At 35.4% G+C, this 22,279-nt stretch carries 21 protein-coding genes and 1 pseudogene; 18 read left to right on the top strand and 4 right to left on the bottom strand.

Annotated elements, in window-relative coordinates; translation table 11 throughout:
• Positions 1-11 precede the first annotated feature (11 nt).
• From glmM to BW732_RS02245, 8 genes are all read left to right on the top strand, one after another.
• Positions 12-1,367, top strand: coding sequence for a phosphoglucosamine mutase (gene glmM / locus BW732_RS02275; RefSeq protein ID WP_077275270.1), 1,356 nt, complete (start codon positions 12-14; stop codon positions 1,365-1,367).
• A 381-nt stretch (positions 1,368-1,748) separates the two neighbouring features.
• Positions 1,749-3,557 carry a glutamine--fructose-6-phosphate transaminase (isomerizing) gene (glmS, locus tag BW732_RS02270; protein ID WP_077275269.1) on the top strand — a complete coding sequence of 603 codons (1,809 nt, stop codon included), beginning with the start codon at positions 1,749-1,751 and terminating at the stop codon, positions 3,555-3,557.
• 165 nt (positions 3,558-3,722) lie between these two features.
• The gene (locus tag BW732_RS02265) at positions 3,723-4,052 is read left to right on the top strand and encodes a hypothetical protein (protein ID WP_077275268.1); all 330 of its coding nucleotides are present in this window, start codon (positions 3,723-3,725) and stop codon (positions 4,050-4,052) included.
• A 372-nt stretch (positions 4,053-4,424) separates the two neighbouring features.
• Entirely contained in the window at positions 4,425-5,063 is a 639-nt protein-coding gene (locus BW732_RS02260; protein WP_077275267.1) for a TetR/AcrR family transcriptional regulator, read from the top strand.
• Position 5,064: 1 nt separating this feature from the next.
• Entirely contained in the window at positions 5,065-6,366 is a 1,302-nt protein-coding gene (locus BW732_RS02255) for an MFS transporter (RefSeq protein WP_126844417.1), read from the top strand.
• Positions 6,367-6,486: 120 nt separating this feature from the next.
• Positions 6,487-7,308: an FtsX-like permease family protein gene (locus BW732_RS11510; RefSeq protein ID WP_228414959.1), complete on the top strand. Its 822-nt coding sequence runs from the start codon at positions 6,487-6,489 to the stop codon at positions 7,306-7,308.
• Positions 7,309-7,351: 43 nt separating this feature from the next.
• Positions 7,352-8,695, top strand: a complete 1,344-nt coding sequence (locus tag BW732_RS11505) for an ABC transporter permease (RefSeq protein ID WP_211329916.1) — start codon at positions 7,352-7,354, stop codon at positions 8,693-8,695.
• Between the two features lie 3 nt (positions 8,696-8,698).
• Positions 8,699-9,451, top strand: coding sequence for an ABC transporter ATP-binding protein (locus BW732_RS02245; protein WP_077275266.1), 753 nt, complete (start codon positions 8,699-8,701; stop codon positions 9,449-9,451).
• Positions 9,452-9,539: 88 nt separating this feature from the next.
• Here BW732_RS02245 and pabB read toward each other — a convergent pair whose 3' ends face one another.
• Together pabB and BW732_RS02235 are read right to left on the bottom strand one after the other, a co-directional pair.
• A complete protein-coding gene (pabB, locus tag BW732_RS02240; RefSeq protein WP_077275265.1) occupies positions 9,540-11,276 on the bottom strand; it encodes an aminodeoxychorismate synthase component I in 1,737 nt (578 codons plus the stop codon).
• Complete coding sequence (locus tag BW732_RS02235; protein ID WP_077275264.1) at positions 11,270-11,842, bottom strand: anthranilate synthase component II; 573 nt, start codon at positions 11,840-11,842, stop codon at positions 11,270-11,272. The genes pabB and BW732_RS02235 overlap by 7 nt, the downstream gene beginning before the upstream one ends.
• Positions 11,843-12,054: 212 nt before the next feature.
• Between BW732_RS02235 and folB the strand changes: the two genes are divergently transcribed.
• The 7 genes from folB (at position 12,055) to BW732_RS02200 (ending at position 16,026) form a co-directional block, all read left to right on the top strand.
• Complete coding sequence (folB, locus tag BW732_RS02230) at positions 12,055-12,417, top strand: dihydroneopterin aldolase (RefSeq protein ID WP_077275263.1); 363 nt, start codon at positions 12,055-12,057, stop codon at positions 12,415-12,417.
• Position 12,418: 1 nt separating this feature from the next.
• Positions 12,419-12,904: a 2-amino-4-hydroxy-6-hydroxymethyldihydropteridine diphosphokinase gene (gene folK, locus BW732_RS02225; RefSeq protein ID WP_077275262.1), complete on the top strand. Its 486-nt coding sequence runs from the start codon at positions 12,419-12,421 to the stop codon at positions 12,902-12,904.
• Positions 12,905-12,910: 6 nt separating this feature from the next.
• Positions 12,911-13,474: a GTP cyclohydrolase I FolE gene (gene folE, locus BW732_RS02220; RefSeq protein ID WP_077276847.1), complete on the top strand. Its 564-nt coding sequence runs from the start codon at positions 12,911-12,913 to the stop codon at positions 13,472-13,474.
• Positions 13,474-14,055: a non-canonical purine NTP pyrophosphatase gene (locus BW732_RS02215; protein ID WP_077275261.1), complete on the top strand. Its 582-nt coding sequence runs from the start codon at positions 13,474-13,476 to the stop codon at positions 14,053-14,055. The genes folE and BW732_RS02215 overlap by 1 nt, the downstream gene beginning before the upstream one ends.
• Positions 14,048-14,836, top strand: a complete 789-nt coding sequence (folP, locus tag BW732_RS02210; RefSeq protein ID WP_228414958.1) for a dihydropteroate synthase — start codon at positions 14,048-14,050, stop codon at positions 14,834-14,836. Before BW732_RS02215 ends, folP begins: the two co-directional genes overlap by 8 nt.
• A 97-nt stretch (positions 14,837-14,933) precedes the next feature.
• Positions 14,934-15,650, top strand: coding sequence for a glucosamine-6-phosphate deaminase (gene nagB, locus BW732_RS02205; RefSeq protein WP_077275260.1), 717 nt, complete (start codon positions 14,934-14,936; stop codon positions 15,648-15,650).
• A gap of 175 nt (positions 15,651-15,825) precedes the next feature.
• Entirely contained in the window at positions 15,826-16,026 is a 201-nt protein-coding gene (locus BW732_RS02200) for a cold-shock protein (protein WP_077275259.1), read from the top strand.
• 496 nt (positions 16,027-16,522) lie between these two features.
• Here the strand turns inward: BW732_RS02200 and BW732_RS02190 are convergent.
• Positions 16,523-17,688, bottom strand: a protein-coding gene (locus BW732_RS02190; RefSeq protein ID WP_126844577.1) for an IS3 family transposase whose coding sequence is annotated in 2 segments (ribosomal slippage) — positions 16,523-17,409 and positions 17,409-17,688 — 1,167 coding nt in all. Because the reading frame shifts where the segments join, the coding sequence is not laid out codon by codon here.
• Between the two features lie 79 nt (positions 17,689-17,767).
• On the opposite strand from BW732_RS02190, the pseudogene BW732_RS02185 reads away from it, so the two are divergent.
• From BW732_RS02185 to BW732_RS02175, 3 genes and pseudogenes are all read left to right on the top strand, one after another.
• Positions 17,768-17,923, top strand: a pseudogene (locus BW732_RS02185) (transposase); the annotation flags it as partial.
• Positions 17,924-18,041: 118 nt separating this feature from the next.
• A complete protein-coding gene (galE, locus tag BW732_RS02180) occupies positions 18,042-19,031 on the top strand; it encodes a UDP-glucose 4-epimerase GalE (protein ID WP_077275256.1) in 990 nt (329 codons plus the stop codon).
• Positions 19,032-19,055: 24 nt separating this feature from the next.
• The gene (locus tag BW732_RS02175) at positions 19,056-20,285 is read left to right on the top strand and encodes a hypothetical protein (protein WP_077275255.1); all 1,230 of its coding nucleotides are present in this window, start codon (positions 19,056-19,058) and stop codon (positions 20,283-20,285) included.
• 246 nt (positions 20,286-20,531) lie between these two features.
• Here the strand turns inward: BW732_RS02175 and BW732_RS02170 are convergent, their stop codons facing one another.
• Positions 20,532-22,226, bottom strand: coding sequence for an IS1182 family transposase (locus BW732_RS02170; protein WP_077275254.1), 1,695 nt, complete (start codon positions 22,224-22,226; stop codon positions 20,532-20,534).
• Between the last annotated feature and the right edge of the window lie 53 nt (positions 22,227-22,279).

Below are 22,279 nucleotides of genomic sequence, written 5' to 3'. Positions count from 1 at the left end.
ACAGATAAATTATGGGTAAATATTTTGGAACAGATGGAGTTAGAGGAATTGCTAATCAGGAGCTAACACCAGAATTAGCATTTAAAGTTGGCCGTTGTGGAGGATATGTCCTTTGTCAGCATAATACTGATGTAGACAAAAAGCCTCAAGTCTTAGTTGGACGCGACACACGTATTTCTGGTCAAATGTTAGAACAAGCGTTAATTGCTGGTTTAACATCTGTTGGTATTGAAGTTTTACAATTAGGTGTTATCTCGACACCCGGTGTTGCTTACTTAACACGTACACAAAAAGCGGCAGCTGGTGTAATGATTTCTGCTTCACATAATCCTGCTGAAGACAATGGGATTAAGTTTTTTGGTCCAGATGGCTTTAAATTAGAAGACGCTGAAGAGGCAGAAATTGAAGCATTATTAGATGCAGAAACGGATACCTTACCACGTCCATCAGCTAAAGGATTAGGAACGGTTAATGAATATCCTGAAGGCTTACAAAAATATGTCGAATTCTTAAAAGGAACGATTGATGGTGATTTATCTGATTTATATGTTTGTCTAGATGGTGCTAATGGCGCAACAACACCAATCGTTAACTTACTATTCGCTGATTTAGACGCTGAATTTAGTACGATGGGTGTTAAACCAGATGGCTTAAATATTAACGACGGTGTTGGCTCAACACATCCTGAAAAATTAGCTGAATTTGTCGTTGAAAAAGGGGCATCATTAGGTTTAGCTTTTGATGGCGATGGCGACCGTGTAATTGCCATTGATGAAAAAGGTAATATCGTTGATGGTGATAAAATCTTATATATTTGCGGTAAATATTTATCAGAACACAATCAATTAAACGATAACACAATTGTTGCAACTGTCATGAGTAACTTAGGTTTCCACAAAGCAGTTGAAGTGGCTGGTATGAAAACATTAGCAACTAAAGTTGGTGACCGTTATGTTGTTGAGGAAATGAAAAAATCTGGTTATAATCTAGGTGGCGAACAATCGGGTCACATCATTTTCTTAGATTACAATACAACTGGTGATGGATTATTATCTGGTATTCAGTTGATGAACGTCATGAAGAAAACTGGAAAAACATTATCTGAATTAGCTAGTGATGTGGATGAGTATCCTCAAAAGTTAGTTAACATCAAAGTATCCAATAAATATGGTGCAATGGATGTTCCAGCGATTAAGGCTGTTATTGAAGAAGCAGAAGCTGAGATGGATGGTGATGGTCGTATCTTAGTAAGACCTTCAGGGACTGAACCTTTATTACGTGTAATGGCTGAAGCACCAACGGTTGAAAAAGTTAATTATTATGTTGATAAGATTGCAGCAGTTGTTGTCGAAGAAATTGGTCTATAGATAAAAAAGTTGAAAAAGAAGGAAAGTGTAGGCGAGACATAGCTTACACTTTCCTTCTTTTTATTTTTATAACTATACCAATCAGACGTTAATTAAGGTATTTGATAAAATGATTGACATTATTTAGGTAAAATAGTACTATATTCTTGTTTCTATTGAATTATTTTATAGGGGGATAGATATATACCAATAATGGATAGCGCCAGACCTGTTTTAGTACAGGTGACGAGGATAGGGCTTATCGAGTATTCGGCGGGTGGTCCTAAGGGTCTGCACTCTTAAAGAGCATGGTAAAAAGTTAGTGGTGACACTATAACAGAACAGTGACTCGAGCAGATAGAAACAACTTAATTTGAGAACTTAGGAAAGTTGGAAAGTAAAATGTGTGGAATTGTCGGAGTAGTTGGAAGTAATCAAGCAAAAGAAATCTTATTAAATGGTTTACATAAATTAGAATACCGTGGTTATGATTCAGCGGGAATTATGGTAGCTAATACTAATGAGGCTTATGTTGTCAAAACACCAGGTCGTGTCGCTGAATTAGAAGCCTTAGTGGCTAATAAAGCTAGTAATGGAACTGGTATTGGGCACACACGTTGGGCGACACATGGTGCACCAAGTGAAAATAATGCGCACCCACATGTCTCAAAAAGTGGTCGTTTTGGTTTAGTACATAACGGTGTAATTGAAAATTTTGAGCAATTAAAAATGGATTACTTATCAGATATCGTTTTAGTCGGTGATACAGATAGTGAAGTGATTGTTGAAGTTGTTGATTATTTTGCACGCCAAGGACAATCAGCTTTTGATGCGTTTAATAGTATGCTAAAAGTTGTCGAAGGTTCGTATGCATTTGCCTTGATTGACTTAGAAGACCGCGATACACTATTTTTAGCGAAAAATAAAAGCCCATTACTAGTTGGTTTAGCGGATGGTTATAATTTAGTTGGTAGTGATGCGATGGCAATGATAAATGAAACAGATAAATTTGTGGAAATTATGGATGGCGAACGGATTGTTTTAACCAAAGATTCAATGACAATTTATAGTAAAGAGTTAGAGGTTAAAACTCGCGATTATTATATTGCTGAAATTGATGCAAATGACACTGAAAAAGGCCTATATCCACACTATATGTTAAAAGAAATTGATGAGCAACCATCTGTTATGCGTAAATTAGTTGAAAATTATGTAGACGAAGCTGGAAATATTGTAATCAATTCTGAATTAATTAATCGTATTTCTGATAGCGATCGTATTTATATCGTAGCCTGCGGAACGAGCTGGCATGCTGGTCTAGTTGGGGCTAAAATGCTTGAAAAATTAGCGCAAATTCCAGTTGAGGTTCATTTAGCGAGTGAAGTTGGTTATGATATGCCATTATTATCAGAAAAACCATATTTCATTTTTATCAGTCAAAGTGGTGAAACAGCTGATAGTCGTCAAGTCTTAGTAAAAGTGAATGAATTAGGGTTGCCATCGTTAACAATTACGAATGTTAAAGGCTCAACGTTATCACGTGAAGCCGATGATACCTTATTATTACATGCTGGGCCTGAAATAGCTGTTGCTTCAACAAAAGCTTATACATCTCAAATTGCTGTCATGCTATTTTTAGCGAAAGCAATTGGGGTTAAAAAACAAATTAATCAGGCTAGTGAATTAGATGTGGCACACGAATTAGGTTTAGTCGCAGCAGCGATGGATACATTAGTAGCAGAAAAAGAACAAATTGCTGCAATTAGTCAAGATTACTTAGAAAAAACACGTAACGCATTCTACATTGGACGTGGCTTAGACTACGCTGTATCTTTAGAAGGAGCGTTAAAATTAAAAGAAATTTCTTATATCCAAACAGAAGGTTTTGCAGCTGGTGAACTAAAACATGGTACCATCGCTTTAATTGAAGAAGGGACACCAGTTTTAGCAATTATCACGAACAAAATGACTGCTAATCATACACGCGGTAACTTAAAAGAAGTTGAAAGCCGTGGCGCAAACACTGTGGTCATCTCAATGGATGGACTAGACAGAGCACAGGATCAAATCGTTCTTCCTACTATTCATGAACTACTAACACCACTTGTTAGTGTCGTTCCTTTGCAGTTAATTGCGTATTATGCTAGTTTACAACGTGGTTTAGATGTAGATAAACCAAGAAATCTAGCTAAAAGTGTAACAGTTGAGTAGATAGATTTTTGATAATTGATTAGTTGTTGATTTGAAATAAAGTCGTACCGTTTAAAATAAAGACCTTATAATTTTTGTACAGAAAAGTGTTGCCAATTCAATACTCATCAACACGCAGCTCTGTATGCTAGTTTAAAAGGTGATTTTGAATCTGCATTTAAATATATGGATAAAGAAATCAGTAAAAGTAGTAACCCAATTTTTTCTATACAAAATGTTTATGCAACAATCTTATTTAAAGCAAATATAGGGAAAGATTTCACTAATGTAGCTGTGATAAAGCAATCACAACAAAGTATGGAGATATTAGAAAAATGTATATCTGACTCTCAACGCAAAGCCTATCATGCAAAAAAATATGCAGAACCGGCTCTAGAGTATTTTAAGAAATCTACTTCTCAAGATGCAAAAATATACATAGATAATGCACGTGAGATATTAGAAGAACAATTAAAGTTGACTTCACAAGAACAGAAAAAAATATTCGGGATATGAAACGTAATTTAAGAAGTATTTATAATCTAAATTTCGTTACTAATTAATAGGTAGCTTTAGAAGGGATAAATTTTAATCAATCTTTTTTATAAATTCTAAACCCATACAAAAATCAAACCTACGTATTTTGATCAAACTTTATTTTAAACTAACATTAGTTTGTCCAAAAGTAAATAAATGAAACAATCTTTGATGAGAACGTCTCTGATAAGATTGTTTTTTTGTTTTCAAGATGAAGAAATACCGATAAAGCCTTATTACTTAAATGAGCCGTTGTTTTATTTTAAAAGAGTCTTTTCTTTAAGAAACAGATGTGCTATTATGATAATTATAAAACCGACAGACAGTCGGTCGATAAAAGGAGTTGATTTAATGAAAGACATGACAAAAGCCGAAAAACGTAAAAATGCTATTTTAGATGCTGCTAATGAATTATTTGAACAAAAAGGCTTTGATGGAACAAGTACAAATGACATTCTTGAAACGGTTGGTATTGCGCGTGGTACGCTGTACTACCATTTTAAATCAAAAGAAGATATTATGGATGCTTTGATTGAACGCTATACAGAGCAACTATTGAAAAAAGCAAAACACATCGGTCAAGACCGGACAATTCCCGTTCATGAGCGAATTATTCGAGTGGTGATGTCCCTAAATAGTCAAGATGGACCAAGTAATGAGGTCATGGAACACATTCATCAACCGCAAAATGCTCTCATGCATCAAAAAATTCAAAGAGCGATGATTACGGTTATTCCACCAATTTTAGCTGATATTATTTGCGAGGGAGTTGAACAAGGTTTGTTTGATACACCTTATCCGTATGAATGTATGGAGATGATTGTTATTTATACAGATACGATTTTTGATACTGACATGATTGAGTTAACAGGAGCGGATATTATGTCACGTATTCAAGCTTTGATGTTTAATATCGAACGCCTATTAGGTGTTGAACAAGGGAGTCTAACACACATGATGACAATGTTTGATACTGGAGGTGACAAGTAATATGACAACAAAAAAAGGTGGTCAGCAGACATTTAGCCGCTTTTTATTGCTATGGGTGGGGCAGTTTATTTCTGCTATTGGGAGTGGTTTAACGTCGTTTGGTCTAGGTATCTACGTGTATGAACAGACTAACAAAGCATCGTTAATGGCACTTGTGACATTGTGTGGATTCATTCCAATGCTCATTTTAAGCCCACTAGCGGGTGTACTAGCTGATCGTTATGACCGTCGCTTACTCATGATTTTAGGTGATAGTCTTTCATTAATTGGTCTGATTTATTTGCTAGTTGTTGTTCAATCGCCTAATGTGACTCTTTGGAAAATTTGTTTGGGAGTTATGATCAGTGCGACTTTTTCTACGTTAATTGAGCCAGCATATAAAGCAACTGTTTCTGATATGCTATTAGCTGAGGATTATACAAAAGCGAGCGGATTAATGCAGTTGACAAGTTCTGCAAAGTACCTAATTTCACCGGTGATTGCAGGATTACTATTAACGATTGCAAATATTGAGTTATTAATTCTTTTAGATAGTGGCACAATTATTATGACAATTTTTACTACAATGGTTGTTCGTAAAGGACTGAAGATCGATAAATCATACGAGCATTCAACGGTGAGTGCTGATCTTAAGTTAGCTTGGCAAGCGATTACTCAACAATCTGGACTGGTTATTTTAGTCTTATTATCTGCTATTTTAACTTTTTTATTAGGCTTTATTGAATTATTATCGGTCCCGATGATTTTATCATTTGCTAATACTGCCGTAGTTGGAACTATTGAAGCCATAGTCGCAACTGGTATGCTTGTTTCAAGTGTATTGCTAAGTATTGTACCCATAAAAAAATCATTTACAAAATATTTAGCATGGTCGTTATTTGGTGAAGGATTCTTTATGATTCTTTTTGGCTGGCGTGAAAGTATTTTTCTTTTGTGTCTATCCGGTTTTTTATTTTTTGCTATGATGCCTTTTGCGAATACAACTTTGGATTTTTTGATTCGTGTTAACGTTTCTCCATCGCTACAAGGACGAGTTTGGTCTCTGATTGGAGTAGTTTCACAATTAGGGTTTGTGGCTGCTTATGCTTTTTCTGGACTATTAGCTGATTATGTCTTTACTCCGTTATTACTTGAAGATGGCGCTTTAGCAAGTAGCCTAGGGCAATTAATTGGTACTGGTCAAGGGCGTGGTATGGGCTTACTCATTATGACAGCAGGATTATTCCTTTGTATTTTAGCTCTAGTTATTTATCGATTACAGTCAATTAAACAGTTAGAAAAAGAGGTGACGTATGTATTATAGGCTAATTAAAGAAGATATTGCGAAAAGTAAGGTAATCACACTGATTATGACGATGTTTGTTGCCGTTGCAGCGATGCTCGTGTCTTTATCAGTACAGTGACTTCTTCGATTGATACCTTAATGGAAGAAGCTAAAACACCTCATTTTATGCAAATGCATCAGGGTGAAATTAATCAAGAACGTCTAAAAAAATTTGTTGAACAGAATTCTGAAATTGCACTGCATCAAGTACAAGAATTTGTGAATATTGACGAGTCTCAGTTTAAGGTAAATGGTAAACCGTTTGTAGGGACAGGCCAAGACAATGGTTTTAGTACTCAAAGCGAGCAATTTGATTATTTGTTAGATTTAACTGGCCAAGTCATTCAAGTGAATGCAGGCGAGGTTTATGTACCAGTTAATTATAGTCAAAATAATGCCATTCAAATAGGCGATAATATTCAAATAGGTGATACGACTTTACTTGTTGCGGGGTTTTTACGTGATTCACAGATGAACTCTCTGTTAGCGTCGTCAAAGCGTTTTTTAGTTGCTGAGCAAGAGTTCAATTCGCTAAAAAAGTACGGTACTAGTGAACAATTAATTGAGTTTAGATTACATGATCTAGCACAGTTAGGTGCGTTTGAATCAGTTTATGCCACAGCAGGTTTGGAAGCTAACGGTCCGACATTAACATATCCATTGTTTAAATTATTGAATGCGATTTCTGATGGTCTAGTGATTACAGTGCTTATTTTTGTTAGTTTATTAGTTGTCTTGATTGCGTTTATGTGCATTCGTTTTACACTTTTAGCTCGGATAGCAGCCGATTATCGAGAAATTGGTGTGATGAAAGCGATAGGTTTACGTGTGACGGATATTAAAAAAATTTATTTGGCTAAATACGTGACAATGATTGCTTTGGGTAGTTTTATTGGTTTGGTAGTTTTATTGGTTTGGTAGTTTTATTGGTTTGGTAGGCTCATTGGTTTTTAAAGGGAAATTATTGGCGAATAGTCAATTATTTATGGGGCATATGACATCACAAACGCCGATTTTTTTAGTTGGTGCTCTCGGTATTTTAATGGTCTTTCTAATTAACAGTTTATATGTCAATCATTTATTAAATCGCTTCCGTAAATTGTCTGCAGTTGATGCACTACGATTTGGTCAAGTTCCTGTTAGATTTAAAAAGCGTCAACGAGTGTATGTGACACAATCGTCAGTTGTACCGACAACCGTTTATTTAGGTATAAAAGATATTTTTGCGCAAAAACGTTTATATGTAACGTTATTATTCGTCATGATAATGGCTTTATTCATGATGATTGTACCGCAAAATTTAAAGCATACCATTGCCTCAAAAGAGTTTGTGACGTATATGGGAATTGGGGATAGTGACATCCGTATCGATTTACAACAAATAAATGATATTCCTGATCGGGCAACGAAAATTTCTCAATCATTAGCACAAGATTCAAGAGTGGATAAGCAAACAGTTTTAACGACCAAAATGCTTAAAACTAAAGGTTCGAATGGGTTAGATGAGCGCTTAAAAGTTGAATTAGGGAATCATCAAGTTTTTCCGTTGACCTATGCGGAAGGTAAGGCACCTCAAAAGGAACACGAGATAGCACTCTCAGTCATCAGTGCAGAGGAGTTAGGTAAAAAAGTTGGCGACACGTTAACTTTGGTTGTTGATAATCAAGCACGTGAGATGGTCGTGTGTGGGACGTACTCTGATATTACAAATGGTGGAAAAACAGCGAAAGCAGCTTTCACCACTAGTTCTGATGATACGATGTGGAGTGTTATTTACGTAAATCTAGTGGATAAAGAGCTGATTGAAGAGTTGACGATAGATTATACACAACAGTTTCCATTTGCGAAAACGACAAGCATTAACAAATTTATTCAGCAAACATTCCAATCAACGATTCATTCAGTGAATCGAGCAGCGTATATCGGTGGGATGATTGCTATTTTGATAACGCTTTTAGTAACAACTTTATTTACTAGACTTCTTATTAGCCAAGAAACACCGACTATTGGAGCACTAAAAGCACTTGGTTTTACGACAACGGATATTATCAAGCAGTATTTAACACGAACAGTCTTTATCGCTATAATCGCACTAGTCAGTGGTGTAGTTCTAGCAAATATATTGGGTGAACGTCTGATTGGCTTAGTGATTGGGTCGTTTGGAGCATCAGCATTTGACCTTAGCATCCAACCAGTTATGACGTATTTAATTGGTCCTCTAATTATTTTATGTTCGGTTGTTATAGCGACATTGCTTGGTACTTTAAGCATTAAACAGATTAAAATTTGCGAAAGCATGAGGGAGTAAACAATGAAAAAAATAATAACAGCACAAGATATTATTAAGACGTACGCTATGACTGACAAAAAGAATACGGTTTTAGACTCCATCTCATTAGATGTTTTTGAAGGTGAATTTGTATCTATTATGGGACCATCTGGGTCTGGTAAATCAACCTTGATGTATGTTCTAAGTGGTATGGATACTTTTGATAGTGGTGCTGTCGAATTTCTTGGTACAGATTTGACTGGACTTAGTGAACAAGCTTTAGCTGATATTCGACGTCAACAAATGGGATTTATTTTTCAGCAACCAACTTTGTTAGCTAATTTAAATTTGATTGATAATATTATTTTACCAACTATGCGCGACAATCGCCGGCAGCGAAATCAATTGTTAAAACGTGCCCAGGAATTAATGAATCAGGTGGGAATTGGTGAACTTGCTAATCGTCGACTAACAGAAGTTTCGGGTGGACAATTACAACGAGCGGGTATTTGCCGAGCATTAATGGCAAATCCAGCTATTATTTTTGGCGATGAACCAACTGGTGCTTTAAATTCAAAAGTAGCAGATGATATTTTAGATGTGCTAACAAAAATTAATCAAGCAGGGACAACGGTTGTTTTAGTAACCCATGATGCAAAAGTTGCAGCCCGTTCAAAACGAGTGCTGTTTATGTTAGATGGTCAATTGGTTAGCGAGTTGTCATTGCCGGAGATGTTACCGATGGATGAACGCATGGAAAGGGTACTTAAACAAATGCAAATCATTGGTATATAAGATGGTAATGGTACTAATTAAGATAAAAAAGTGAGTTAACAAAAAATCCGCTTGGCAATATGTGCCAAACGGTTTTTTTGTTGTGTGATTACAGAGAATCATCGTTTGTGATTAATTGGATTGGAACCCATTCGCGAACGCTGTTGATGAGATAGAGTGCTTCTGCTTGATTTAAATCATCAACCGTTAAATCCTTTTCAACAATTTTTTGTTGGGCTAACAGTTCTTGGCGCATGACACCAGGTAAAATATGGTGATTTAGTCTTGGCGTGTAGAGCACTCCCTCCAATTGCACAACTAAATTCCCTGTCATTAATTCTGTTAGTCGACCATCTGCTTGCCATAAGATTGTTTCCACCATGGGCTTTTCTTGATGAACTGTGTAAAGATGTCGATAAGATGTTTTATGTGCTAGTAAAATTGTCTTAGATACAGCTTTCTTGGCTAAATGGGCAGTCTTTATCGTTGTATCAGAAGTTAGAGGAAGGACTTCAGTGACTTTGTTACCATCGCTTGATAATTCACAACGAAACTTAAATAGACCGTCTTGATAAGGTTTGATAGCTTTTAACCATTGGGACCTTGTCTTTTCTCGATTAAAAGGAAAGTTAAACTGTTTGGCACTCGATTCTAAACGATCGAGATGTTTTTCTAGACGTTTTAATGTACCGTTTTCTAGTCTTAAAGATTCAATTAGCTTAATTTGAGGAAATATAGTCGATAGTACGTTTGCTTTAGCTGAAATTTCATCAAATTCATCATGTGCAGTTGATTCCCACGTAATGCCTCCGCCAACCCCATAACGAGCTGTTTGTGCTTTTTTATCGACTTGAATTGTTCGGATAGGAACACTGAAAATCATGTCACCATTTGGTTTGATGACACCAATTGCTCCACAATAAACGCCACGTGGGCTATCTTCTAATTCAGTAATTAAATCCATTGTAGTTTTCTTTGGTGCACCAGTAATCGAACCACATGGAAATAGTGCTTTAAATAAGTCTAAGATAGTTGTTGTTGGCGTAATAGATGCCTTAATAGTTGAAGTCATTTGCCAAACGGTAGGATAAGGTTCAATCGTACATAACTTAGTGACTGAAACACTCCCAGGTTGAGCAATCTGTCCGAGATCGTTTCTTAAAAGGTCAACAATCATAATATTTTCTGAACGATTTTTTTCATCGGCTGCTAAAAATTGTTGATTCTTCTGGTCAATTTCGGGATTTGAATCACGTCTGACAGTCCCTTTCATCGGGCGAGTTTCAATCGTTTGATTGGTCACTTTAAAAAATAATTCAGGTGAGGCTGACAAAATTTGGTGATTATCCAAATCAAAAAAAGATGAATATTTGACGGCACTATGTTTTAATAAATCATGGTAAACACTTAGTCCATCATAGTCAGTGAATACTTGACTATTCAGACGGATGGTATAATTCGTTTGGTAGGTGTTACCATCTTTGATTTCATTGTGAATTCGCTTGATTTTTTGCTGATAATTAGTAAAATCAGTATCTTTCTCAAAGAAAAATGGACTGTCGTTGCTAGTTAACTGTTGTGGATCTGGACAAGTTTTATCGGCGTAGATACCAAACAATGCTAATGGGAAATCGGATAGAGATTGGTGTGTTTTTAAATTAGGGTTGAAAGCGCTAGCTGCTTCATAACTGACGAAGCCAGCAATATAGTAACCTTGTTCTTGGTAATCTGTTAGTTGGTTAAAAAGCGTGCTAACATCATTAAGCGTTTTGGCACTTAGAACAGCAATAGGTTCTTTAAAATCGAATAGTTCATTTTCAAAATCTAATCGTACCGTATTTAACATGCTTGCCTCCTAGTAGTTAAAAAGTTTCTTAATAGATCGTGTCCGTTTTCAGTTAATACTGATTCAGGGTGAAATTGTACACTCATAATTGGTAGCGAGACGTGTTCCATGGCCATGATAATGTTATCAGAAGTCCAAGCGGTTGGAACTAATGGCGATTGAATGTCTGTGACCATAAGCGAATGGTAGCGTCCAACATAAAAAGTGTTCGGTAACTGTTGGAATAACTGAGAATCCCCGTTATGAGTGATTAGGCTCCTTTTTCCATGCTGAACTTGAGTGGAATGAACGACTTTTCCAGAAAAAAATTCTGCCAACATTTGATGGCCAAGACAGACACCTAAAATAGGAAAATTGGTCAGATGTTCCTTTAAAAAATTTAAGGTATCAGGATAGTCTGTTGGACTGCCTGGACCAGGTGATAAAATAACCGCAGAATAATCATTGAAATTATCTAGTGTTTTGAGTAAATGATAAGGAACAATGGAAACCTTTTCATCTAATTCTAAAAAATATTGATACAAATTATAAGTAAATGAATCATAATGATCGATGATTAAAAGCATGTTTTCCTCCTACGCTACGTTTAGTGGTCGATATTAAATGAATTAAATTGAAATCAAAGATAGATTACCATATATTTGTCAGTTAATAAATAACTAGTTAATAGTTAAGACAAATTCATTTTTGCGATTTTTTTTAAGCATTGAGATGTAAAAAAATAAAAATAAAGTTATACTGTAAGAGGTTTATTTAAAAATATGAAGGAGTGACTTTTATGGGGAAAGTACGTATTAATAATATGTTAGTATACACATACAATGGTGTATTAGGTGAGGAAAAAGTTTTAGGACAAAAGTTAGAGTTGGATATTGAATTAACTTTACCAATGTCAGAAGCAGGAAAAAATGATGATTTGACTAAAACAATTAGTTATGCAGATGTGTACACAGATGTAAAAACTTATCTAGAAAGCCAATCTTTTGATTTGATTGAAGCAGTAACGTATCATGTCTTGGATTTATTAGGCGAAAAATATGGTGAGCAATTGACACATGCACTTGTGCGTGTTCGTAAATATCATGTTCCAATCCCAGGTTTTTTTGATAACGTTGAAGTTGAAATGGAGCGCGACTACTAAAATGAAGGCATATCTAGCGTTAGGCAGTAACTTAGATAATCGTCTTGATTATTTAAAACAAGCTGTCATATTATTAAATGCTGTACCAGGGATTCAGGTACAGAAAAAAGCCAAAATTTATGAAACAGATCCTTATGGGCCCGTTCCACAAGATAATTATTTAAATAGTGTGATTGAAATAACAACAGATTTATCACCTGACGTGCTACTGGAAAAAATTCATGTCATTGAAGCGACTTTAGGCCGTGAACGAACCATCCGTTGGGGACCACGTACGATTGACATTGATATTTTGTGGATTTCGGGTGTAACGTTAACAACTGACCGATTAATTATTCCACATAAAGAGTTAACCAAGCGCTCTTTTGTATTAATTCCATTACAAGATATTTTTTCTGAAGAGCAATTATTAGGAAAAACATTGGAGACGTGGATTACTGAAAGTGGTAACGCAGATGAAGTTAGAAAGACAGATGAAAGTTGGTAAATGGCAATGAATCAAGAAAACTATCAAGCAATTGAAGAAGCAGTCAAAGTCATTTTAGAGGCAATTGGCGAAGATGTTAATCGAGATGGATTAAAAGAAACACCCAAACGAGTGGCGAAAATGTATGCAGAAGTTTTTTCTTCAGTGAGAGAAAAAGAGTTTACAAATTATAAAGTTTTTCCAAGTATGAACGATGATGACATGGTTTTAGTTAAAGATATTGAGTTTTATTCGATGTGCGAGCATCATTTATTACCATTTTATGGAAAAGCCCATGTCGCTTATATACCTAGCGATAACAAAGTCTTAGGTTTAAGTAAAGTGGCACGAATGGTAGATTTTTGTGCGAAACGACCAAATGTTCAAGAAGATTTAACTATTCAAATTGCCAATTTATTAAATGAAAAGGTAAATACTAAGGGAGTTGCTGTATCTATTGAAGCGGAGCACATGTGTATGTCAATGCGTGGGGCCAAGGCTAGAGGTAGTGTGACAAAAACATTCCATTATCAAGGTGCGTTTAAATCTGATCGTGAATTAAAAAATGACTTTTTACGAGCGTTAGATTAATGATACAGTTATTAGTCGCAAGTAATAATTTGCAAAAAATTCAAGAAATGCAGCAATTATCGGAAATGGTACAATTTTCTTCCTATCGTTGTATGTCACCAGAAATTCATGTGCAAGAAACAGGTGATACTTTTATTGCTAATGCACAGTTAAAGGCAGAAAAAATCGGTAGTCAGTTAAATCGCCCCGTAGTTGGTGATGATGGCGGCTTGATGTTAGCTGCTTTTCCAGATTTATTAGGAGTGAAAACAGCACGTTTTTTTGTAAAAAATTCATCTGATAGTGAGATGAATCAACAAATTTTAGCATTACTCCAAGAAACAGATAATCGGGCTTTCACACTCAATACAACTTTAGCTTATTACGTACCACAAAAACCGCTAATCATTATTGAAAAAAATCTGACAGGAACGATTGCACAGTCAGAACGTGGTCAGGCTGGGTATGGTTTTGATACTATTTTAGTACCAGATGGTTACAATAAGACATTGGCTGAATTATCTTTACAGACTCGTCAAACGCTTAGTCCAAGGATTCAAGCCTGTCAGGAATTAATTAAGAAGGTGAAAGAAAATGTTTAATAAAGGTCAAATTATGGGGATTGTCAATGTGACACCAGATTCATTTTCAGATGGTGGTGATTTTAGTCAGACGGACCGGGCAGTGAACCATGCGTTAACCCTTATTGAAGAAGGTGCAGATATTATTGATTTAGGTGGGCAGTCCACACGACCTGGTTATACTGAAATTTCAGCGGAAGAAGAGTTATCGCGTGTATTACCAGTTGTTAAAGCTTTACGTAAAGTAAGTCAGATACCGATCTCCGTCGATACTTATTTTCCAAGTGTCGCAGAAGCTGTCATTCAAGCTGGTGCTAGTATTATAAATGATATTAAAGGATTTGATACACCTGGGATGGGTGAAGTTATTGCTCATTATCAAACACCAATCATTTTGATGCACTCAAGACAACGTCGTTCTGATGTTGACGTTATCACTGATTTGCAAGAATTTTATCAAGAAAAAGTGCAACTTTGCCAGTCATTAGGTGTGCCGTCAGAACTTATTTGTTTTGACCCAGGTATTGGTTTCCATAAGACGTTAGAGGAAAATCAAGTTATTTTAGCTAACCCAAAGCTATGTCGATTTGAAGAATACCCATTGTTATATGGTGTCTCGCGAAAAAGGACCATTGCCCATATTATTGATGAAAGTCGTCCCAAAGAACGTGATTACGGCTCTGTAACGGCTTCTTTATATGCAATGTCTCAAGGAGTTGATATTGTTCGTGTTCATCAAGTCAAAGGAATGCGTGATGCATTGACGACTTGGTCACGATTAACGCAAGAGTTAGTAGAGTAATCAACGATATGTTGACAAGTAATTCATATAAAACGGTTGCCAAAAATAAGCTAAAGCGTTATAATTGGACTATACCAAAAGTGCGAGGAGAAAACGTATGAAACTTATTAAGGTTGAAAACCAAACACAAGGTGGCAAAGAAGCTTATCAAATAATTGCTGATGCGATGACTCATCATCATATTCAGACATTAGGACTAGCAACTGGTAGTACGCCATTACCACTTTATCAAGAGCTTGTGGCAAGTAATTTAGATTTTAGTACAATGAACTCTGTGAATTTAGATGAGTATATTGGCTTAGCACCAACAGATCCACAAAGTTATCATTATTTTATGATGGAACATTTATTTAAAGCCAAACCATTTAAAGTTAATTATTTACCAAATGGTCAAGCAACAGATATTGCTGCTGAGTGTCAACGCTATGAAGAAATTCTTGCTGCTCATCCAGTTGATATTCAGATTTTGGGGATAGGTGAGAATGGTCATATTGGTTTTAATGAGCCAGGTTCACCATTTGGAAGTGTGACACGTGACGTTGCTTTAACAGAATCGACAATCAAAGCCAATAGCCGAAATTTTGAGTCAATTGACGATGTACCGACACAAGCCATTTCTATGGGAATCAAATCAATTATGCAAGCGAAAAAAATTATTTTGTTAGCATTTGGTGATAAAAAAGCGGACGCCATCTACCAAACGGTTAAAGGTCCGGTGACAGAAGATGTTCCTGCAAGTGTCTTACAATTACATCCTAATGTGACGATTATTGTGGATGAAGCTGCAGCAAAAAAATTTAATCGTATTATTTGAAAAAAGATTTTGAAAAAAGGTTGCTTAAATCTAAAACATATGGTATATTAATTCATGTAGTATTTTGATACAAATTAGGAATAATTATATATATTGTTTTATAGTTTCCTTTTTTATGCATCACATATATTGCAACATAATACGCATACAAGAGTATGCATAAGGAGGAAGCAACATGGCACAAGGTACAGTAAAATGGTTTAACGCAGACAAAGGTTTTGGATTTATCACTCAAGAGGACGGATCAGACGTATTCGCTCACTTTTCAGCAATCCAAGGTGACGGATTCAAAACTTTAGAAGAAGGTCAAGCAGTGACTTTCGACGTTGAAGATGGTCAACGTGGACCTCAAGCAACAAACATCGTTAAAGCATAATTCTTGCTTATTGAGCATCTGAGATATTTTATCTCAGGTGCTTTTTTTGTGGCTGTATAATTTTTGATGTGGATGAAGAAATTCATTTACATCTTTTTTTACAAAAAAAGAAACATACGAATTTTCCTGGTAAAATTAAAGTGACCAAACCCAATTTTAGAAAGGAAGATTCATATGTCTCACAACAATTGTATACGAATATCACTTGATTTGAAAGATACAAATATTTATTTTGATTCTATTTTTTGCGAAGAAAATGTCATTAAAGGAGTTAAATCCAAAATCTTTAAAGGAACACTTACGTATAAGCCTTTGGCTTGTCCTTGTTGCGGGATTAAAAATGAAGACTATTCCATTGTAAAAAATGGTTTTGGAATGGCAACACTTTTTTTGACAAATATTATAAGGTGTCAAAACATTGGTACTGTTATCCGATTACCCTTGACCATGAGCCTCTCAAACTGTGACTCTTTCGCGGTGTGTTGACTTATAAAAATCAACCCGCTATCTCACACGTATCACAGTTTGACTCATCCTCAAGGGAAGCTATCGCTAATCTCTGAGCTCTGATACTAAGCGGAGTGACATAATTCAATGCTCCGTGTATTCTGAAATGATTCCACCAATGAACATAGTCATAAAGAGCCACAGATAATTCTTTTAGTGTCTCAAACTGATTGGGATAAACGAACTCTGCTTTAAAGGATTTATAAGTTGACTCGGCGACGGCATTATCCCAGGGATTTCCTTTTCTACTCAACGATCGCTTGATATTAAATGTATTTAGTATGGTATCAATCACTTGGTTATCAAATTCTTTTCCTCTATCAGTATGAAACAACTGAATGTTTGTTAAGGCGTACGGAATCGTATAAAATGCCTGTTTAACTAATTCGGCATCTTTTGATGCCCCACAACTAAATCCAATGATTTCTCGATTAAATAAATCAAGAATTAAACAGACATAGTGCCAACGATTGCCAACCTTGACATAAGTTAAATCGGCGACAACTTTTTCTAATGGCATAACGGAGTTAAAATGACGTTTTAATTGATTGGTTATTTTAGACTCATTCACATTAGAAGATACCACCTTAAAATAAGCTTTCGTATACACAGAAACGAGGTTTCTGTGTCGCATAATCCTTCTAATTTTTCTTCTACTGAGAATGATGCCTTCTAAACTAAGTGCTTTTTTTATTTTACGAGCGCCATAAGCTTTTTTATTTTGGCGAAAAATCATTTCCACAATTTCTTCTAGTTCACTTTCTAGTAATGGCTTCTTTTCCTGATAATAGTAAGTTTGTCTTGATATTTTAAGGACTCGGCACATCGCTGATATAGAATATTTATGTTTGTTGGCTTTAATTACTTGCCTTTTCGTCCGAATATCAGCGCCGCTTGCTTTAAAATATCATTTTCCATTTCAAGCATTTTAAGTTCTTTTCTGAGTTTGATTAATTCCTTTTGTTCAGGTGTTAAATTATCTTTTTCTTTGAATGAACCTGTGGTTGTTCCTTGTTTTACCCACCTATCAAAAGTTGAAGGAGTTAACTCATAGTCACGAATAATATCTATTCTAGGTTTTCCTGATTGGTAAAGATCTACCATTTGTTGTTTAAATTCTTTGGTAAAAGTTCTTCTTGGTTTACGTTCTAACATGACATTTCCTCCAGTGTGTTTTCTTATTCTCATCACACCTTATTTTTTCTGTCTAGTCAAGTGTAGCCTATCCACTTTTTCTAATGGACCGCTAGAAGGATCTATTAATAAAATCAAGTTAATTAAGCGAATAGCGTATGGATACAGAAACTTTCAAAACTATAAATATAGAGTACTGCTCAGTTTTAAAGACAAACAAATAAGCAACAAAAGCCAATCGGCTTTCGCTGCTTAAACGCACTTATTTTATCTGTCCACATCATTTGACATAGAGCCTTTTTTGTTTGAATAGAGTTATTGAGTGAATTAGTGTAGAATAGACAAATAGAAATAATTAGGGAGGTCAATGATTTATGACAATTGCAGTATTAGGTGGTGCAGGGTATATCGGTTCACATGCTGTTCAAGCACTGAAAAAATCGGGAAGAGACGTTATTGTGATTGATAACCTTCTGACAGGTCACCGTGAAGCTATAGATGATACGGTTCGGTTTTATGAGGGAGATATCCGTAATAAATCGTTTTTACTAGATGTTTTTCGTGAGGAAAACATTAGTGGGGTGGTACACTTTGCAGCCAGTTCTTTAGTAGGTGAATCTGTTGGAAAACCATTAACCTACTTTAATAATAACGTCCATGGGACACAAATTGTGCTAGAAGTAATGCAAGAGCTTGCGATTAAGCATATTGTTTTTTCTTCGACAGCAGCAACTTATGGTGAACCCAAGCGTGTGCCGATTGATGAGACGGCACAAACCAATCCTAAAAATCCATATGGTGAAAGTAAGTTAATGATGGAGAAAATGATGCACTGGTGTGATGAAGCATATGGTATTAAATATGTGGCTTTGCGCTATTTTAATGTTGCAGGTGCTAGCTTAGACGGCTCAATTGGTGAGGACCATTTACCAGAGACACATTTAGTGCCAATTATTTTACAAACAGCTCTAGGTCAACGAACTGAAATCACGATTTTTGGTGATGATTATCCAACACCAGATGGTACATGTATTCGTGATTATGTTCATGTCGTCGATTTGAGCGAGGCTCATGTCTTGGCGCTAGATTATTTAGAAGAAGGTAATCCAAGTGACGTCTTTAATTTAGGGAGTGCCAATGGTTTTTCTGTAAAGGAAATGGTCGATGAAGCTCGAAAATTAACGCAATGTGACATACCATCAATTATCGGGCCAAGACGTGCTGGTGACCCAGCTAGTTTAGTGGCAACACCTGAAAAAGCGTGTCGCGTGCTTGGATGGAAACCAACTTATACAAACTTAACTGATATTTTTAAGACTGCTTGGGCATGGCATTCAAGTCATCCTAATGGGTATTCAAAATAAATAGAAAAGGATGTGTCAGGTAAAATGAATAAACATCAAGTTATTGAAAATTTTGTGACATTGGCCATTCAATCCGGTGGTTGGATGGAGATGGACCGTATTTATCTTCAAAATCGATTGATGGATTTAATAAATGAATCAACTTTCGATGCAACGCAAGTCACAAAAGAAATCCCACCTGTTGCAATGGAATTAGTGGAACAATTTATCATTATTGCGAAAGAGAATGGCGTATTACCTATTGAGGCAGCAACGAATGAACAAAGTCAATTTGTTGCACAACTAATGGATTTTCTGACACCACCACCATCAGTTGTTAATGCTATGTTTTCTCAACATTACAATGACGAGCCACAAGTGGCACTTGATTATTTTTATACAATTTGCTTGCAAAATCATCAAGTTGAAGTCCCATCCGTTAGCCGAACGGACGAGTTAACAGCACCTTATCCTTTAAATTTGAAGACTTTATCAACTGACTTACCAGCTAAAGTCACTATTACGAATGCTGACTATCCAAAATGTTCAGTATGTATGACAAATGAAGGATACTCTACTCAACGTTATCCGATAGTTGAACATGCATTGCGTTTTATTCGTTTAAATTTACTAGGTGATAGTTGGTTTTTCCGTTTTGCGCCAGTCAGCTATCAAAAACAACAAGCCATTTTTCTATCTGAAGAGCACAGTGTGATTACTCGACGTGAAAAATTAAGTCGCATGATCCAACTAGTGGATGTTTTTTCAAGTTACATGATTGGTTTTGATGAAGTAGCCGATTCGAATTTAATAGAGAAGCATAGTTATTTAGAAGGTGCTAATCAATTGTTTCCAATCGAGTCAGCTAAAAATGCCGAATTAATGACGTTAACACTCTTTCCAACGGTAACTATTCGGTCACTGATTTGGAATCAGTCTGCTCTTTCTCTATCTAGCAGTCAACCGCTTGAATTATTAAATGCGATGGATTATGTGGTATCTAAATGGATTAATGATTACGGGCTAGAACATCAAATTGCTATTGCCTTAAGGAAAAATGAAGAGGTTTATACCGGTTATATTATTTTTACTGATGAACGCTTAACTCATGCAAGACAGCTCGTTAAACAAGGTTTTAATGGTCAATCAAATTGGTTTGATGCTTGCGGAGCGTATGTTTTATCACAAGCAACTAACCGTGAAGTCGTACAGAGTTTAGAACAAGAAGATTCGATATGTATGAACCGCTTAGACAATTTTATTACTACCCTATAGAAAAGTTGAGATGTTTGTGTCGTTAGGAAAAATGGTTAAAAGATTTTTATCTTAATAGGTGTTTTATTGTTTCCAAATTTCACTGATTATTAGTTTGATATTGTCACTAGTTGTTCATAAAGAGATGTCACAGTAGGCAACCAATCTAATTTGGTTTATTTTGGGTGGCATGATTAGTGATTTGATGTTATATCACTTTTTACATAATTATTTTTCTAGCGATTAGCTTACTTCTGTCCTATTTTTTTATGTAGGTATGTTTTGGTAAGCTTGCATAAAATAAAAAGAGGCTGTGACATAAGTAGTTACAGTTCTTAAATAAAAGAATCGAAATTCGAAAATCTTAAAAAGATTTTTGGATTCCGATTTTTTTATGTTATCTATTGGCTTATTTTTCTGATTTACAGCCAATTTCATTATATTTAAGGCTAATACGAGTATTCCTGATTCTTTTTTGACGTTGTTGATCCCACGAATATGAAATCGATTGAAGCCTAAACAAGCCTTCATCCATCCAAAAACTGGCTCAACGTCAATTTTTCTTTGGCTGTAGACCTTAGCGATTATTTCATTTGAAAGTTGGTCATTTTGTTTAGTTTTATGATACTCCCAAGAAGGATTGACCATTATTTTTCGAGTGTGGCCTTTTGGAGTAAGTGATTCAGGAATGACATCTTTATTTTCATCATATCTTTCTGCTTGATATTCTTTAAAATCACGAGTAAACCCATCTTTATCTGTTCTTTTTCGATACCCAATAAAGTTAAAATGGACTCCCTTCGGGTCTACGTAATAATCTTCCTTATCATTATAGCTCCAATTCATGACTTTTCTTTCATCCGTTTTCCATTTCTTACTTTTTTCTTTAAGCATTGTCCCATAAGGGATAACTGCAATGTGTTCTGAAAAGTTGTCTTCTAGGTAGCGATAGTTTGATTCTGATCCGTATCCAGCATCTGCAACAATGTATTTAGGGACTCTATTTTCTATTTTTAACTTTTCTAAGAATGGTTGAAGTGTCTTAGTATCTGTAGGATTTTGAAAGATATCATATCCAATAATGTATTGATTACTAGTGGCTATTTGTAAGTTATATGCTGGTTTTAACTGACCGTTTTGCATCGGATCTTCTTTAACTTTCATAAAAGTGGCGTCATGATCGGTTTTTGAATAACTATTTCTATTACCACAAATAGCTAATTTATCCTGATGCTCATTCATTTTATCACGTCGAATTTTCAACTTTCTTTTTTTACTTTTTAAGGTACGTCGTTTTACCTTAAACGGGTTAGGTGAAAGTTTAGCTGTTTTGATAACTTTTTCTTCTAAATCATCTAATCTAAGTTCTAATTGGGTTAATATTTCATCTACCATATCCAAAGTTAAATGTGATCCCTCTGGTATAGAACTTGTCTCATATGCTTCTTTTAATTCAGCTGATAGGTTGATGATTTGTTGTCGATTCATTTGATCAAACTTAATAGTACTTTTCTTCCAAACAAAGCTATATTTATTGGCATCAGCTAATAGTTTAGTTCCATCAATAAAAATAGCATCATTAATAAGTTGTTGTTCACGTAAATAAGTAACTAAGGAGTCTAAACTTCTTTGTAATAATTTATCAATATCGTTAGATGTTCTGAAACGGGCAATTGTCCGATAACTCGGAACTTGTTCTTGAGTTAACCAACGAGCCGGTAGGCTTTCTTCTGCTAGTTGTTCAATTTTACGACTAGTAAAAACACTTCTAGTATAGGCAAATAAAGTTAATTTAAGAACTACTTTTAAATCATATTTTCTAGGTCTTCCAAATAGATATGGTTCGCTAAGCTCCAGTGACTCAACTAGTTCATTAATAAACCATGCGGTGTTATCTTTTTTAGGAACATAAGAAGTTGTTATATCTAAAGTAAGTTGATTCATGTTATAATTTGTATACATTTTTAGTTTTCCTTTCGGGAGAATGACTTAACGTACAGGGTGTCACCTGTACG

The organism is Vagococcus penaei (genome assembly GCF_001998885.1).
GTDB classification, from domain to species: domain Bacteria; phylum Bacillota; class Bacilli; order Lactobacillales; family Vagococcaceae; genus Vagococcus; species Vagococcus penaei.
The sequence above is the reverse complement of the archived record's forward strand: the minus strand, read 5'-3'. Positions and strand labels throughout refer to the sequence as shown.